Genomic DNA, 15,538 nt, shown 5'->3' with positions numbered 1-15,538 from the left:
CATACTGGATCGCCGGTGCGTCTGCGATCTGCAGACCATCCCGCCTAGTCGGTTCCGGTTCACGTCCGTCGAGGGTCACACAGCAGATCAGGTTGTGGGCTCGGGCGACCCGGGGCCAGATCGAGAGGACACCCATGAAGGCAGGAATCCACCCGGCATACGTGCCGACCACCGTTGTCTGCGGTTGCGGCAACACCTTCCAGACTCACAGCACCAAGGAGTCGGGCCAGATCACCGTCGAGGTCTGCTCGCAGTGCCACCCGTTCTACACGGGCAAGCAGAAGATCCTCGACACCGGCGGCCGCGTCGCCCGCTTCGAGGCCCGTTACGGCAAGCGCGCCAAGAAGTCCGAGTCCTCGGAAGCCAAGTAGCTGTCCCGCCAACGCCCGTCCTGCCTTCGCAGGCCGGGCGTTGGTGTGTTTCTGGTGCCCGAAACTCCCAGCAGGAGGCAGTACTCCCATGGCCGACAAGATCACGGCCCCATCCGCTATCGACGATATTCTGGCCGAACACGCCGGCCTGGAGACGCAGCTGTCGGACCCGGCGCTGCACAACGACCCGGCCGAGGCCCGGCGCGTCGGTAAGCGGTTCGCCGAACTGGCGCCGATCATGTCGACCTACACCAAGCTCACCGCCGCCCGTGACGACCTGTCCGCGGCGCGTGAGCTGGCCGCCGACGACGCCTCCTTCGCCGCCGAGGTCCCCGACCTCGAGCAGCAGGTCGACGAGCTGGAGAACACACTCACCGACCTGCTGGCCCCGCGTGACCCGCACGACAGCGACGATGTCGTACTCGAGGTGAAGTCGGGGGAGGGTGGTGAGGAGTCCGCCTTGTTCGCCTCCGACCTGGCGCGCATGTACCTCCGCTATGCCGAACGCCACGGGTGGAAGGTGGAGGTGCTCGACGCGAACATCTCCGATCTGGGCGGCTACAAGGAGGCCACCCTGTCGATCAAGAGCCGCGAGCCGAGCCGGGACGGGGTCTGGTCGCGGTTGAAGTTCGAAGGCGGGGTGCACCGCGTGCAGCGGGTGCCGGTGACCGAATCACAGGGCCGCATCCACACCTCGGCCGCCGGCGTCCTGATCTATCCGGAACCCGACGAGGTCGAGCAGGTCCAGATCGACGAATCCGATCTGCGTATCGACGTCTACCGCTCCTCGGGTAAGGGCGGGCAGGGCGTCAACACCACCGACTCCGCGGTCCGCATCACCCATCTGCCCAGCGGCATCGTGGTGACCTGCCAGAACGAGCGTTCGCAGCTGCAGAACAAGCTGCGTGCCATGCAGGTGCTCGCCGCACGGTTGCAGGCACTGGCCGAGGAGCAGGCCGATGCCGATGCCGCCGCAGGCCGGGCCTCACAGATCCGCACAGTGGACCGTTCCGAGCGCATCCGCACCTACAACTTCCCCGAGAACCGCATCACCGACCATCGCATCGGGTTCAAGGCGCACAACCTGGACTCGGTCCTCGACGGTGACCTCGATGCAGTGCTCGACGCGCTCGGCGAGGCGGATCGCGCCGCCCGGCTGGCCGCCGAGTAGCACCCCGAGGGTGGTGTTGCGCCGGCCGCTCGCGCGGGGCCGGCGGCGCCGACCGGGCGTGAGATCGGCTCTGCGCGCCCGTGACATCATGGGGTATTCGCCGGGTTCTCGATGTTCGGCCCGGCCCTTCTCCAGGAGGCTGCACTCTGCACGGCAATCCATCCGGCGAGGCGGGTACGCGCCGTGTGCCGCTGCGCCCCGCGGTCAACGCGGCTGCCCGCACGCTCGCGTCGGCGGGGGTCCCCAGCCCGCAGATCGATGCCGAATATCTGGCTGCCCGTGTGCTCGAGGCCGAGCGCTCGCGGCTGGCATTGATTCCGATGGTGACTCCGGAACAACTCGAACAGTTCCACACGCTGGTGGCGCGCCGCGCGGACCGGGTGCCGCTGCAGCATCTGACCGGTACCGCGTCCCTGGGGGAAGTGGATCTCGACGTGGGGCCGGGGGTTTTCGTGCCACGTCCGGAAACCGAGCTGCTGTTCGCGTGGGCCCTGGCGCGACTGGAGGCGGCCGGACACGACCGGCCGCCGATGGTGGTGGATCTGTGTACCGGATCGGGCGCGCTGGCGCTTGCGATCGCCCACGCCAGGCCCGACGCCCGGGTGCACGCGGTGGAGCTGGATCCCACGGCCCGGCGGTGGGCTCAGCGCAATGCCGATCGGCAGCAGGCGCAGGGCGATACCCCCGTCACGGTGTCCGCGGGCGATGTGACGAGCGCGGATGTACTGGCCGAGCTGAACGGCCGCGTCGATCTGGTCGTCGCCAATCCGCCCTACATTCCCACCGGCGCGGTGCTCGATCCCGAAGTGGCCGAGCATGATCCGCATCTGGCCTTGTTCGGTGGCGTCGACGGATTGTCCGTGATCGCACCCATGATCAGCACGGTGGCGCGACTGCTGCGCCCGGGCGGATTCGTCGCGGTCGAACACGACGACTCGCACGGCTCCGAGGTCGCGGCGTTGTTCGCCGCCCACGGCGGATTCGACCAGATCACCGAACATCCCGATCTGGCCGGCCGCCCCCGCTTCGTCGCTGCACGGTTGCGGACCTAGCGTCTTTCGCTCGATCGAGTGGTCCCTGCGGCGTGCGGGCGCGCATTCAGCGGGTATGCCAGTTGGTAACTGTTGCGGTGGACTACTACCGTTCGGTGATAGTTGCCACTCGGTCGCCACAGCCGGGCCCGACGCCGGGCACAGTGCCGAGAGACACATTCAATAGACTCGGCGCCGTGAGTACCGTCTACGACTGCTCCGATCCCGATTCTCGTGCCGCCGGGCTGACTGCTGCGCGGACCACCTTGAAATCCGGACGGCTGGCTGTCATCCCCACCGACACGGTCTACGGAATCGCCGCGGACGCGTTCGATTCCGCTGCCGTGGCCGCCCTGCTCGCGGCCAAACGGCGTGGGCGCGATATGCCGGTGCCGGTGCTGGTGGGTTCGTGGAACACCATCGACGGACTCGTGTTCTCCGTACAACCCAGAGCCCGCGATCTGATCCGCGCGTTCTGGCCGGGCGGGCTCAGCCTGGTGGTGCAGCAGGCGCCATCGCTGGCGTGGGATCTGGGGGATGCCCGCGGCACCGTGATGCTGCGCATGCCGCTGCATCCCATCGCGCTGGAATTGCTGCGTGAGGTGGGGCCGATGGCGGTATCGAGTGCGAACGTCTCCGGACAGCCGCCGGCCACCACGGTGACCGAGGCACGCGACCAGCTCGGCTCGCTGGTGGGTACCTACCTCGACGGTGGCCCCGCCGACCACGGCGTGCCCTCGACGATCGTCGACCTGACGGCCGATCGCCCGCGAGTACTGCGCGCGGGCGCGGTGACGCTCGAGCAGCTCGGTGAGGTCCTGGGCATGTCACCGGACGAGCTGTCGCCCGAGACGGCCGGCTGACGGCACGGTAGATGGTCTTCAGTCAGGGCGCGGTCGTCCCGCTGCGCGAGCTGCTTCTGGTCCTGCTCGTGTCGGCGGTGGTGACGATGTTGTCCACCGGCGGAATTCGAACACTGGCGATCGGTTTCGGCGCCATCGCGGTCCCGCGTGATCGTGATGTGCACCTGGAACCGATCCCACGCATGGGCGGTGTCGGTATCTATCTCGGCGTACTGGCCGCGGTGTTGTTCGCGCACCAGCTCCCCGCGTTGCGCCGGGGCTTCGACTATCCGCACGATATTCCGGCGGTACTGGTCGCGGGCACGCTGATCGTGCTCGTGGGAATCGTCGACGATCGGTGGGGGCTGGACGCCCTGACCAAGTTCGTCGGCCAGATCACCGCTGCCGGAGTCATGGCCGTGATGGGGCTGAGCTGGGTCGCCATCTACAACCCGTTCAGCAACACCACCGTGGTACTCGATCAGCTGCAGGGCGGCGTGGTGACAGTGGCGATCACGGTCACCATGATCAACGCGATGAACTTCGTCGACGGACTCGACGGTCTGGCCGCGGGGTTGGGCCTGATCGCGGCCGTCGCGGTATTCGTGTTCACCGTCGGTTTGCTCTACGAGCAGGGCGGCGCCACCGATACCTTCCCGCCGGCCCTGTTGGCCGCCGCGCTGGCGGGCGGATGCCTGGGATTCCTGCCCCACAATTTCAATCCGGCCCGCATATTCATGGGCGATTCCGGTTCGATGCTGATCGGTTTGATGCTGGCTGCCGTCTCGACCGGCGCCTCCGGCCGGATTCCGCTCACCGGATACGGCCCGCGCGATATCGTCGGCCTGCTTTCACCGCTGTTGCTGGTGGGGGCGGTGATGTTTATTCCGGTGCTGGATCTGGTGCTGGCAATCGTGCGGCGCGTGCGCGCCGGAGTGAGTTTCTCCACACCCGACAAAATGCATCTGCACCACCGCCTGCTCCAGATCGGCCATTCGCATCGGCGGGTGGTGCTGCTGATCTACTTGTGGGTCGGGGTGCTGGCCTTCGCCGCGGTCGGCTCGTCGTTGATGGATCGCCGGGTGGTGGTGCTGCTGTTCGCGGCGGGCCTGGTATTCGCACTGGTGGTGACGGCCGTCCCGTCACTGCGGGAGCTCGCCGGGCTCCGCGGTCGCCGCAAGTAAGGGCCTAGTAAAGTAGCGACTGTGAGCACGGCACCCGAATATCATCCCGATGCCCCGCTGCGAGCGGCGCTGCGTTACGGCATTGCCGGACTCTGTGTGCTGGTGGTGGTTTCGGTTGTTGCCGGTTCGATTGTCGCGGGCTGGGCCGGCTTCTGGGGGGCCTTGATCGGCTCCGCGATCGGTGGCTTCTTCATTCTCACCACTGCCGCTCTCGTGTTGTTCAGTGCGAAACTGGACAGCGGGATTCAGGGGATGGTGATGCTGGGAAGCTGGGTCGGCAAACTGCTGATCGTGATGGTTGTGGTCGCGATCGTGCAGCGCTTCGATTTCTACAGTCCCGGTACCCTGTTCCTGACGGTCGTGGGTGCGTTGCTGATTGTTCTCGGGGCCGAAACATATGGACTTCTGCGGCGGCGTGTTCCGGTGATCGATCCACCCTCCGGCCCCGTCGACCAAGATCGTTCCAATATTTGAACCGACCCCCTACACGTTGTCGTAGACACCTTGGTAAACTCTTTACCGTAAGCATCCATAAACACGGGGCCGACCGCATCAGGACTGATGTGAGAGGTTATGCTTACTGCTGTGCCGGATCTTCTGTGCGGAGTTTCCGGCCCTGCACCGTCGACGATGTCGCCGACGTACAGACGCCACAGTGGGACTTACCCGCGCAGCTGCTGACGAACTCGAGCCGACCTGAGTCGACCCCCCTGATCGTCAATGTCCGATCGAACCGCGAGATCGAGGTTGTCCCGCGGCCCGAACACGGGAGAGAACGCTGAGCGTCACCACTTTGGCGGGCGAGTTCCACGCGCCTTCGCTGCAAGACTTCTTCCCTCCGGCTCTGCTGTTCGAGGGGACGCCGTTCGAGCTCGACCGTTTGATGCTGATCCGCATCATCATGGCGGCCGTTCTGGCCGCGGTCATGTTGCTCGCATTCCGCAGTCCCCGCCTCGTACCGCGCGGTCTGCAGAACGTCGCGGAGATCGGACTGGTGTTCGTTCGCGAGCAGATCTGCGAAGAGATCCTCGGCAAGGAAAGCGGCCGGAAATACTTCCCGCTCATCGCCACGATCTTCTTCACGGTCTTGTTCCTGAACTTCTCGAGCGTCATCCCGTTCTTGAACATCTCCTCGAACGCCCGCGTCGGTATGCCGATCGTGCTCGCCGCGATCGCCTATATCGCGTTCAACTACGTGGGTATCCGCAAGTACGGGTTCTGGCGGTACATGCGCTCGTCGATCGTGGTGCCCAATGTGCCGATCGCGCTGCACGTACTGCTGATTCCGATCGAGTTCATCTCGACCTTCGTCCTGCGTCCGTTCACCCTGACCGTCCGACTCATGGCCAACATGCTGTCCGGTCACATCATGCTGGTGCTGTTCTTCAGCGCCACCCAGTTCTTCCTGTTCGACGCCGTCTCGTGGATGAAGATCTTCTCGCCGTTCTCCTTGCTGGCGGGATTCGGATTCACCCTGTTCGAGCTCTTGGTTGTCTTCCTGCAGGCCTACGTGTTCGCACTGCTGACCGCCGTCTACATCTCCCTGGCGCAGCACGCCGACTCGCACTGACCGCACAACCGCACAAGAACTGCCCCACCGGCCGCCGGGTGGGTGGGCAACAGAAAGGGAAAGAAATCTCATGAGCCTCTCCTACGTGGCCGCCGAACTCGCCCAGAACTCGGAACCGGTGAAGGGCTACGGCGCTATCGGCTACGGTCTGGCCGCGATCGGCCCGGGTATCGGTGTCGGCATCGTTGTCGGTAAGGCGATCGAGGGCATCGCTCGTCAGCCCGAGCTGCAGGGCACCATCCGGACCAACATGTTCCTGGGTATCGCCTTCACCGAGGCGCTGGCCCTGATCGGCCTCGTTGCCGGCTTCATCTTCTGATTCCCATGAACAGCATGTATCTGCTCGCCGAGGATGCGGAGGATATAAACCCCCTCATCCCGGAGACCTACGACATCGTGTGGTCGCTGGTCTGTGTTGTGGTCATCGGGTTCCTGTTCTACAAGTACGTGGTTCCCCGTTTGACGAAGGTGCTCGACGAGCGCTCACAGAAGATCGAAGGCGGCATGGAAGCGGCCGAGGCCGCGCAGGCCGAAGCCCAGCAGACCCTGCAGCAGTACCAGCAGCAGCTGGCGGAGGCCCGGCTGGAGGCGGCACGCATCCGCGAGGAAGCGCGCACCCAGGGCCAGCAGATCCTCGCCCAGCTGCGGTCCGAGGCGCAGGCCGAGGCCGATCGCATCGTCACTGCGGGTCACGCCCAGCTGGATTCGCAGCGTCAGCAGATTGTTACCGAATTGCGGTCCGAGCTCGGCCGCACCGCGGTAGACCTGGCCGAGAAGATCATCGGGCAGTCCGTGGCGGACGAGGCCAAGCAGGCCGCGTCCATCGACCGGTTCCTTACCGAGCTGGATGAGAAGGCCGGCATCGGGGTCGGCAGGTAACCTGCGCCTGAGAGGTTCGTCCGGTGACATGAGTCACCGGACGTGACCGAACCGGTGCCCCGGAATTCAACTCAGTGAAAGTGGGAAGCATGTACGCAGCGAGCCGCGAGGCGAGTTCCCGTGCGAGGGAAGCTCTTTCGGCCGCACTGTCCGCGACCGGTGACATCACCATCGCAACGACGGGTTCCGAACTGTTCGCCGTAGTCGACGTGCTCGACGACCAGCGTTCGCTGCGTGTCGCGCTCGCGGATAAGTCGGTGTCCAGTTCGGTGCGAGCCGAACTGGCCGAACGCGTGTTCGGCGGCAAGATCAGCGCGGCCACGCTGGCCGTGCTGACCACGGCCGTCGCCCAGGACTGGTCCCGTACCCGGGATCTGGTCGACACCCTGGTGGTGCTGGGGCAGGAGGCGCTGTTGCGTGCCGCGGCCGACCGCGGCCGTATCGACGCCGTCGAGGACGAGCTGTTCCGGCTGGCGCGCATCATCGAGGACAATCCGAATCTGGAGCAGGCCCTCACCGATCACGCCACCTCACAGCAGGCCAAGCGCGAACTGCTGGCCCGGCTGCTCACCGGCAAGGTCGAAGACATCACCATGCAGCTGGCCGAGCAGGCCGTCGGCCGTTCGCGTGGTGACGCGGGCATCGCCTTCGATCAGCTGTCCGAGCTGGCGGCATCCCTGCGCAAGCAGATCGTCGCCTACGTTCGTGCGGCCACGGAGCTGACGCAGCAGCAGCGGGAGCAACTCGCCGCATCGCTGCAGCGGATCTATGACAAGCCGGTCACCGTCCATGTGCAGATCGACACCAGCCTGCTGGCCGGTGTCGTCATCCGCATCGGTGACGACGTCATCGACGGCAGTGCGGTCGGTCGACTGCGCCGTCTGCGCCAATCCCTGGCCTAGCCGGCCTCGGCGGCCCGGCACCCACCCCGACATTCCAGACCACAGCGAGAGCAGGAAGAACCATGGCGGAGCTGACGATCTCCCCCGATGAGATCCGTAGCGCGATCGAAAGCTACACCCAGAGCTACACCCCCGAAACCTCGATCGAGGAAATCGGCACGGTTACCGACACCAGTGACGGCATCGCGCACGTCAGCGGCCTGCCGTCGGCGATGACCAACGAGATCCTCGAATTCCCCGGCGGCGTGCTGGGTGTTGCGCTGAACCTCGACCCCGACGAAATCGGCGCGGTCATCCTCGGTGAGTTCAACGGCATCGAAGAGGGCCAGCAGGTCCGCCGCACCGGTGACGTGCTCTCGGTGCCGGTCGGCGACAACTTCCTCGGCCGCGTCATCGACCCGCTCGGCAAGCCGATCGACGGCCTGGGCGAGATCGAATCCGATGAGCGCCGCGTGCTGGAGCTGCAGGCCGCGACCGTGCTGGAGCGTCAGCCGGTCGAGGAGCCGATGGCCACCGGCATCACCGCCATCGACGCACTGACCGCCATCGGCCGCGGCCAGCGTCAGCTGGTCATCGGCGACCGCAAGACCGGTAAAACCGCGCTCTGCATCGACGCCATCCTGAACCAGAAGGCCAACTGGGAGTCCGGCGATCCGACCAAGCAGATGCGTTGCATCTACGTCGCGATCGGCCAGAAGGGCTCCACCATCGCCGGTGTGAAGTCCGCGCTCGAGGCCCACGGGGCGCTGGAGTACACGACGATCGTCGCGGCACCTGCGTCTGATTCGGCCGGTTTCAAGTGGCTCGCGCCCTACACCGGTTCCGCGCTCGGCCAGCACTGGATGTACCAGGGCAAGCACGTCCTGATCGTGTTCGACGACCTGTCCAAGCAGGCCGAGGCCTACCGCGCCATCTCGCTGCTGCTGCGTCGTCCGCCGGGCCGCGAGGCGTATCCGGGTGACGTCTTCTACCTGCACTCCCGCCTGCTGGAGCGTTGCGCGAAGCTGTCCGACGAGATGGGCGCCGGTTCGATGACGGGTCTGCCGATCATCGAGACCAAGGCCAACGACATCTCGGCGTTCATCCCGACCAACGTCATCTCCATCACCGACGGCCAGGTCTTCCTCGAGTCCGACCTGTTCAACAAGGGTGTGCGTCCGGCCATCAACGTCGGTACCTCGGTCTCCCGTGTCGGTGGCGCCGCGCAGACCAAGGGCATGAAGAAGGTCGCCGGTTCGCTGCGTCTGGAGCTGGCCTCCTACCGCGAGCTCGAAGCGTTCTCCGCCTTCGCCTCCGATCTGGATGCCGCCTCGCTGGCCCAGCTCGAGCGTGGTGCCCGCTGGGTCGAGCTGCTCAAGCAGGATCAGTACTCCCCGGTTGCGGTCGAGGACCAGATCGTGTCGATCTTCCTGGTCGACGCCGGCTACTTCGACACCGTGCCGGTCGCCGACGTCCGCCGCTTCAACAACGAACTGCTCGAGTCGCTGCACCGCAGCGCCGCCGCGGCGTTCGAGTCGATCGAGGGTGGCAAGGTGCTGCAGGGCGAGGCCGCCGACTCCATCAAGGCCGAGACCGAGCGCTTCAAGCAGGGCTTCCTGGCTTCCGACGGCAGCCGCGTGGTCAACGAGGCCGGCGCGGGCGAACTGGACCACGAAGAGGTCGAGTCGCTGTCGGTCACCCGTAAGCACGTCGAGAAGTAAGCCGGGTCCGACCATGCCGACCAATCCGATACGCGGGATACGCGAAGGGAGTGTGAACCGCTGATGGCGAACTTGCGTGAACTGCGCTCCCGTATTCGTGGTGTGAGCTCGATCAAGAAGATCACCAAGGCGCAGGAGCTGATCGCGACCTCGCGGATCAGTAAGGCCCAGGCCCGGGTCGCCGCCGCGAAGCCGTACGCGGAAGAGATCACCAAGGTACTGAGCGAACTCGCTGCTGCCTCGTCGAATCTCAACCATCCGCTGCTGACCGAGCGGGAGAACCCGAGTCGGGCCGCCGTCCTGGTCATCACCAGTGACAGCGGTATGTGCGGTGGCTACAACGCCAACGTGCTCAAGCGCGCGGAGGAGCTGCTGACCACACTGCGCTCCGAGGGCAAGGAGCCGGTGCTCTACGTCATGGGCAACAAGGGCCTGACGTACTACACCTTCCGGCGCCGGTCGGTGTCGGGTTCGTGGACCGGCTTCTCGCAGCAGCCGCACTACACCGACGCCTCGGCCGCCTGCGGTCATCTCGTCGACATCTTCATGGCCGGCTCCGGCTCGGAGGTCGAGGCACCCGGCGGCGCGGGCACGATCGAGGGTGTGGACGAGGTACATATCGTCTACACGCGCTTCGTGTCGATGTTGTCGCAGGTTCCGGAGGTGCGCCGGATGGCGCCGATCCAGGTGAGTTTCGTCGACGAGAACTATGAACTCGGCGAGGATATGCTGACCGACTCTCCGGACGCCAAGGTCAGCTCGCTGTACGAGTTCGAACCGGATGCGGACAAGCTGCTCGGCGCACTGCTGCCGAAGTACATCAACACCCGCATCTACTCGTCGCTGCTCGAGGCGGCGGCCTCGGAGTCGGCCGCGCGCCGCACCGCGATGAAGGCCGCCACCGATAACGCCACCGAGCTGGTCGATTCCCTGAGCCGTCAGGCGAACTCGATCCGCCAGGCGAACATCACACAGGAAATCAGTGAGATCGTCGGTGGCGCGAACGCGCTGGCGAACTCGGACCGCGACTAAGCCCTAGCCACCCATGGAAGAAGACAAATGACCGCAGCTGTCACGCAAGAGAACACAAGCCGGGCGGGCGCTGGCACAGGCCGCGTCGTCCGGGTAGCCGGCCCCGTTGTGGACGTCGAGTTCCCGCGCGGAGCGATCCCCGAGCTGTTCAACGCTCTGCATTCGGATATCGTCCTGCCCTCGGTGGCCAAGACGCTGACCCTCGAGGTGGCGCAGCACCTGGGCGACAACGTCGTTCGCACCATTTCGATGCAGCCCACCGACGGCCTCGTCCGTGGCGCGCCGGTGACCGATACCGGCAAGCCGATCTCGGTGCCGGTCGGCGAGGTCACCAAGGGCCATGTCTTCAACGCCCTCGGCGACTGCTTGGACACCCCCGGTCTGGGCCGCGACGGCGAGCAGTGGGGCATCCACCGCGAGCCGCCCGCCTTCGATCAGCTCGAGGGTAAGACCGAGATCCTGGAGACGGGCATCAAGGTCATCGACTTGCTGACCCCGTACGTGAAGGGCGGCAAGATCGGTCTGTTCGGTGGTGCCGGTGTCGGCAAGACCGTTCTGATCCAGGAGATGATCACCCGTATCGCGCGTGAGTTCTCCGGTACGTCGGTGTTCGCCGGCGTCGGTGAGCGCACCCGTGAGGGCACCGACCTGCACCTGGAAATGGAAGAGATGGGCGTGCTGCAGGACACCGCCCTCGTCTTCGGCCAGATGGACGAGCCGCCGGGCACCCGTATGCGTGTCGCCCTGTCCGCGCTGACCATGGCGGAGTACTTCCGCGATGTACAGGGCCAGGACGTGCTGCTGTTCATCGACAACATCTTCCGGTTCACCCAGGCCGGTTCCGAGGTCTCGACCCTGCTGGGTCGTATGCCCTCGGCCGTCGGTTACCAGCCGACCCTGGCGGACGAGATGGGCCAGCTGCAGGAGCGCATCACCTCGACCCGTGGTCGTTCGATCACCTCGATGCAGGCGATCTACGTTCCCGCCGACGACTACACCGACCCGGCGCCGGCGACCACCTTCGCCCACCTGGATGCGACCACCGAGCTTTCCCGCCCGATTTCGCAGAAGGGTATCTACCCCGCCGTCGACCCGCTGACCTCGACGAGTCGGATCCTCGAAGCGTCCATTGTTGGCGACCGGCACTTCGCGGTGGCCAACGAGGTCAAGCGGATTCTGCAGAAGTACAAGGAACTGCAGGACATCATCGCCATCCTCGGTATGGACGAGCTCTCCGAAGAGGACAAGGTCCTGGTGGGCCGTGCCCGTCGCCTGGAGAAGTTCCTCGGCCAGAACTTCATCGTCGCCGAGAAGTTCACCGGCAACGTGGGTTCGGTCGTGCCGCTGGAGCAGACCATCGACGACTTCGACCGGGTTTGCAAGGGCGAATTCGACCACCTGCCTGAGCAGGCGTTCAACTCCTGCGGTGGCCTGGACGACGTCGAGGCGGCCGCGAAGAAGATCGCCGGGAAGTAGTCACCATGGCGGACATGTCAGTTGATCTGGTCGCCATCGAGCGGCGGCTGTGGTCGGGGCAGGCGAGTTTCGTCGGCGCCCAGACCACCGAAGGGCAGATCGGTATTCTGCACGGCCACGAGCCCGTGCTCGGCCAGCTGGCCGAGGGCGGCATCGTGACCATCGAGAGCACCGAGGGTGAGCGGATCGTCGCCGCCGTGCACGGCGGGTTCTTCTCCTGCACGGGTGAGGCCGTCCGGATTCTCGCCGAATCCGCCGAATTCGCTGCCGATATCGATATCGATGCGGCACGTGCGGTGCTGGCCGATCCGAACTCTTCGGAGCAGGAACAGAATGTGGCGACCGCCCGGCTGCGTGCGGTCGAGGCGAAGACGGACTGATCGTCTCCGAACGCTGTCGAGGCGATCTGCCGCCGAGCACAATCGAATAGCACTGCCCGTGTGGCGGTCCGGACATCCGGACCGCCACACTGCTGTTCGGGGACGGCCGCAGGGGATATGCGCAGGCCGGAGCATCAGGCACGGCCGAGACCGGGAGCTGCCGGGCTGCGGCGGTGGTGACGGTCGGGAGAAAAACTTTCGGATCGGCTGACCGGCTGTGTGCCGCGGCGGTGCGGTTTGTAGACTCGCTGCGGGAGCGGTCTTGTCCGGGCAGGGCACGGCGCTGCCGTTGGCGCAGGGCGATGCGAAGGGACGGACCTGGATTGCGGACCGGGATGGTGCTTCTGATCATTCTGGTGCTGTTGCTGGTCGGCGTGGCGCTGGTCTCGCTGTATCGCCTGATCATGTTGCGCCGCGGCGGCACTGCGGCGATTCTGCGGGTGTTGCCCGCGCAGGGCGGCCAGGGGTGGCGGCACGGCCTGATCCGCTACGGCGAGGGCCGGCTCGTGTTCTACAAACTCACCAGTCTGAAACTCGGGCCCGACTCGACCATCCGGCGCCTCGGCATCGAGGTGGTCGATCGTCGCTCCCCGGTGGGCGACGAGTACGACATCATGACCGACGACATCATCGTCATCGCGGTGTCCGACGGCGACGGAAGCTATGAACTCGCGCTGGATCGTGGCTCGCTGGCGGCGTTCCTGTCGTGGGTCGAGTCGAGGCCTTCCGAACGGATCCGGCGGCGGCCGGGGCCCTGATCAGAAATACGGTGATCACTACCCATGAGTGTGCATCTGACCAAGATCTATACCCGCACCGGTGACGACGGCACCACCGGTCTGAGCGACTTCTCCAGGGTGCCGAAGACCGATCCCCGACTGATCGCCTATGCCGACTGTGACGAGACGAATGCGGCTCTCGGCGTAGCGCTGGCGCTGGGCGGGCCCCCGGTGCGGATCGCCGAGGTCCTGCGGCAGGTGCAGAACGATCTGTTCGACGCGGGCGCGGATCTGTCGACTCCGGTGGTTGCGAATCCCAAGTACCCGCCGCTGCGGATCACCCAGCCCTACATCGATCGCGTCGAAGGCTGGTGCGACGAGTTCAATGCCGGACTGACCCCGCTGAATTCGTTCATCCTTCCCGGCGGCACCCCGCTCGCGGCACTGTTGCACGTCGCCCGGACCGTGACGCGCCGCGCGGAGCGTTCGGCGTGGGCCGCGGTCGAGGCCGACCCGGACGGGACGAACGTGCTTCCCGCGAAATACCTGAACCGGCTGTCGGACCTGCTGTTCATCCTCGGCCGACTGGCGAATCCGGACGGTGACGTGCTGTGGCGGCCGGGCGGTTCGGAGACGGACGGACCGGGCGCGACCGACGAGCCCTCCCGTTAGGCTGGCCCCCGTGAGCGAGCTTGCGAGCCAACAATTGATACAGCGTGCGGCGCGCACGGCACCGCCGGCGTCGGCGAGGAGGCGCTGTGAGTGAACGCTTCCTGGTGACCGGCGGCCATCGGCTGGTCGGCGAGGTGGCCGTAGGCGGCGCGAAGAACAGCGTGCTCAAGCTGATGGCCGCCGCGCTGTTGGCCGAGGGGACGACGACGATTACGAACTGCCCGGACATCCTGGACGTCCCGCTGATGGCCGAGGTGCTGCGCGGGCTGGGCTGCGATGTGACGGTCGACGGTTCCGTGGTGGCCATCACCACGCCGGCGGAACCGAAGTATCACGCGGACTTCCCGGCGGTCACCCAGTTCCGTGCCTCGGTGTGTGTGCTCGGCCCGCTGATGGCGCGCTGCAAGCGTGCGGTGGTGGCACTGCCCGGCGGCGATGCCATCGGTTCGCGGCCACTGGATATGCATCAGGCCGGTCTGCGACTACTCGGCGCGACCAGCGAGATCGAGCACGGCTGCCTGGTAGCTCGCGCCGATGAACTGCAGGGCGCGCGCATCCGGCTGGACTTCCCTTCGGTCGGGGCGACGGAGAACATCCTCATGGCCGCGGTCCTGGCCGAAGGGGAGACGGTGATCGACAATGCCGCGCGCGAGCCGGAGATCGTCGACCTGTGCACGATGCTCAATCGGATGGGTGCGCGGATCGACGGCGCCGGCACCTCGGTCCTCACCATCGCAGGTGTGCGCAAGCTGGTGCCGACCACTCACCAGGTGATCGGCGACCGGATCGTGGCCGCTACCTGGGGCATCGCTGCGGCGATGACCATGGGGGATGTACGAGTCACGGGCCTGAATCCGAAGCACCTGTCCTTGGTGCTGGACAAGCTCCGCTCCTCCGGTGCGCGAATCACCTTCGAACCCAACGGGTTCCGGGTGGAGCAGCCGGAGCGGCCGCGTGCGGTGAATTTCTCGACCCTGCCGTTTCCGGGGTTCCCGACCGACCTGCAACCGATGGCCATCGGCCTGGCGACGATCGCGGAGGGCACTTCGATGATCACCGAGAACATCTTCGAGGCGCGCTTCCGGTTCGTGGAGGAGATGATCCGGTTGGGTGCCGATGCGCGCACCGACGGTCATCACGCGGTGATCCGGGGGATTCCCCGTTTGTCGAGTGCACCGGTGTGGTCCTCGGATATTCGCGCCGGCGCCGGGCTGGTCCTGGCCGGACTCGTTGCCGATGGGGTCACCGAGGTGCACGACGTCTTCCACATCGACCGTGGGTACCCCGACTTCGTGGAGAACCTGAGGGGACTCGGCGCCGATGTCGAACGCGTCGGTGTTGCGGCGTAGTCGGTGACATGACGAATTATCGCTCTGACCAGGCGATTTGACTTCGTATCAATGTGTGCGTAACTTATTCCAGGTCAGAGCGACACGGACACCGACCCCGGGCCGAGAGGCCAGGGGAAAACGAGGTAGTACGGAGAGCGCCTGGCGATCACACTGGTTCGACCGGGGTCCGATTTGGTTCGGATCGGATGGTTGAGCTAAGCTAGAAAAGTTGCCTCACCGATCAATCAGAACAACTTCTGGGCGATGGTGTGTGCGTG

At 65.8% G+C, this 15,538-nt stretch carries 17 protein-coding genes; all 17 read left to right on the top strand.

From position 1 onward, the window contains the following. Positions 1-134: 134 nt before the first annotated feature. On the top strand, positions 135-371 hold the full coding sequence (rpmE, locus tag NV2_RS10750; RefSeq protein WP_067871453.1) for a 50S ribosomal protein L31: 237 nt from the start codon (positions 135-137) through the stop codon (positions 369-371). Between the two features lie 88 nt (positions 372-459). Further along, entirely contained in the window at positions 460-1,542 is a 1,083-nt protein-coding gene (gene prfA, locus NV2_RS10745; protein ID WP_067871452.1) for a peptide chain release factor 1, read from the top strand. Between the two features lie 185 nt (positions 1,543-1,727). Continuing rightward, the gene (gene prmC, locus NV2_RS10740; RefSeq protein WP_084474321.1) at positions 1,728-2,594 is read left to right on the top strand and encodes a peptide chain release factor N(5)-glutamine methyltransferase; all 867 of its coding nucleotides are present in this window, start codon (positions 1,728-1,730) and stop codon (positions 2,592-2,594) included. 176 nt (positions 2,595-2,770) lie between these two features. Next, positions 2,771-3,436 (top strand): L-threonylcarbamoyladenylate synthase, encoded by a 666-nt coding sequence (locus NV2_RS10735; protein ID WP_067871451.1) that lies wholly within the window; start codon positions 2,771-2,773, stop codon positions 3,434-3,436. A gap of 11 nt (positions 3,437-3,447) precedes the next feature. Next, on the top strand, positions 3,448-4,599 hold the full coding sequence (locus NV2_RS10730) for an MraY family glycosyltransferase (protein ID WP_067871450.1): 1,152 nt from the start codon (positions 3,448-3,450) through the stop codon (positions 4,597-4,599). Positions 4,600-4,620: 21 nt separating this feature from the next. After that, complete coding sequence (locus NV2_RS10725) at positions 4,621-5,073, top strand: Cg1360 family ATP-synthase-associated protein (RefSeq protein WP_067871449.1); 453 nt, start codon at positions 4,621-4,623, stop codon at positions 5,071-5,073. Positions 5,074-5,392: 319 nt separating this feature from the next. Beyond that, entirely contained in the window at positions 5,393-6,169 is a 777-nt protein-coding gene (gene atpB / locus NV2_RS10720; RefSeq protein ID WP_084474319.1) for a F0F1 ATP synthase subunit A, read from the top strand. 70 nt (positions 6,170-6,239) lie between these two features. After that, on the top strand, positions 6,240-6,488 hold the full coding sequence (locus NV2_RS10715) for an ATP synthase F0 subunit C (RefSeq protein WP_067871448.1): 249 nt from the start codon (positions 6,240-6,242) through the stop codon (positions 6,486-6,488). A 5-nt stretch (positions 6,489-6,493) separates the two neighbouring features. Next, complete coding sequence (locus tag NV2_RS10710) at positions 6,494-7,048, top strand: F0F1 ATP synthase subunit B (protein WP_067871447.1); 555 nt, start codon at positions 6,494-6,496, stop codon at positions 7,046-7,048. 89 nt (positions 7,049-7,137) lie between these two features. Further along, on the top strand, positions 7,138-7,950 hold the full coding sequence (locus NV2_RS10705) for a F0F1 ATP synthase subunit delta (RefSeq protein ID WP_067871446.1): 813 nt from the start codon (positions 7,138-7,140) through the stop codon (positions 7,948-7,950). 62 nt (positions 7,951-8,012) lie between these two features. Next, positions 8,013-9,650 carry a F0F1 ATP synthase subunit alpha gene (atpA, locus tag NV2_RS10700; RefSeq protein ID WP_067871445.1) on the top strand — a complete coding sequence of 546 codons (1,638 nt, stop codon included), beginning with the start codon at positions 8,013-8,015 and terminating at the stop codon, positions 9,648-9,650. A gap of 63 nt (positions 9,651-9,713) precedes the next feature. Beyond that, entirely contained in the window at positions 9,714-10,682 is a 969-nt protein-coding gene (locus NV2_RS10695; protein WP_067871444.1) for a F0F1 ATP synthase subunit gamma, read from the top strand. Positions 10,683-10,709: 27 nt separating this feature from the next. Next, the gene (gene atpD, locus NV2_RS10690) at positions 10,710-12,158 is read left to right on the top strand and encodes a F0F1 ATP synthase subunit beta (protein WP_067871443.1); all 1,449 of its coding nucleotides are present in this window, start codon (positions 10,710-10,712) and stop codon (positions 12,156-12,158) included. A gap of 5 nt (positions 12,159-12,163) precedes the next feature. Continuing rightward, complete coding sequence (locus tag NV2_RS10685; RefSeq protein WP_067871442.1) at positions 12,164-12,538, top strand: F0F1 ATP synthase subunit epsilon; 375 nt, start codon at positions 12,164-12,166, stop codon at positions 12,536-12,538. 335 nt (positions 12,539-12,873) lie between these two features. Continuing rightward, a complete protein-coding gene (locus tag NV2_RS10680; protein WP_067871441.1) occupies positions 12,874-13,296 on the top strand; it encodes a DUF2550 domain-containing protein in 423 nt (140 codons plus the stop codon). A gap of 24 nt (positions 13,297-13,320) precedes the next feature. Continuing rightward, positions 13,321-13,929, top strand: coding sequence for a cob(I)yrinic acid a,c-diamide adenosyltransferase (locus NV2_RS10675; RefSeq protein WP_067871440.1), 609 nt, complete (start codon positions 13,321-13,323; stop codon positions 13,927-13,929). Between the two features lie 86 nt (positions 13,930-14,015). Beyond that, positions 14,016-15,278 (top strand): UDP-N-acetylglucosamine 1-carboxyvinyltransferase, encoded by a 1,263-nt coding sequence (murA, locus tag NV2_RS10670; protein WP_067871439.1) that lies wholly within the window; start codon positions 14,016-14,018, stop codon positions 15,276-15,278. Positions 15,279-15,538: the final 260 nt, after the last annotated feature.

This window comes from Nocardia vermiculata NBRC 100427 (assembly GCF_001613265.1).
GTDB lineage: Bacteria > Actinomycetota > Actinomycetes > Mycobacteriales > Mycobacteriaceae > Nocardia > Nocardia vermiculata.
This window is presented reverse-complemented; position numbering and strand designations above follow the sequence as displayed.

Coding starts and splice junctions, on each gene's coding strand:
- rpmE (WP_067871453.1), top strand. CDS start 135: ATGAAGGCAGGAATCCACCCGGCATACGTGCCGACCACCGTTGTCTGC.
- prfA (WP_067871452.1), top strand. CDS start 460: ATGGCCGACAAGATCACGGCCCCATCCGCTATCGACGATATTCTGGCC.
- NV2_RS10730 (WP_067871450.1), top strand. CDS start 3,448: ATGGTCTTCAGTCAGGGCGCGGTCGTCCCGCTGCGCGAGCTGCTTCTG.
- NV2_RS10715 (WP_067871448.1), top strand. CDS start 6,240: ATGAGCCTCTCCTACGTGGCCGCCGAACTCGCCCAGAACTCGGAACCG.
- NV2_RS10710 (WP_067871447.1), top strand. CDS start 6,494: ATGAACAGCATGTATCTGCTCGCCGAGGATGCGGAGGATATAAACCCC.
- NV2_RS10705 (WP_067871446.1), top strand. CDS start 7,138: ATGTACGCAGCGAGCCGCGAGGCGAGTTCCCGTGCGAGGGAAGCTCTT.
- atpA (WP_067871445.1), top strand. CDS start 8,013: ATGGCGGAGCTGACGATCTCCCCCGATGAGATCCGTAGCGCGATCGAA.
- NV2_RS10695 (WP_067871444.1), top strand. CDS start 9,714: ATGGCGAACTTGCGTGAACTGCGCTCCCGTATTCGTGGTGTGAGCTCG.
- atpD (WP_067871443.1), top strand. CDS start 10,710: ATGACCGCAGCTGTCACGCAAGAGAACACAAGCCGGGCGGGCGCTGGC.
- NV2_RS10685 (WP_067871442.1), top strand. CDS start 12,164: ATGGCGGACATGTCAGTTGATCTGGTCGCCATCGAGCGGCGGCTGTGG.
- NV2_RS10680 (WP_067871441.1), top strand. CDS start 12,874: ATGGTGCTTCTGATCATTCTGGTGCTGTTGCTGGTCGGCGTGGCGCTG.
- NV2_RS10675 (WP_067871440.1), top strand. CDS start 13,321: ATGAGTGTGCATCTGACCAAGATCTATACCCGCACCGGTGACGACGGC.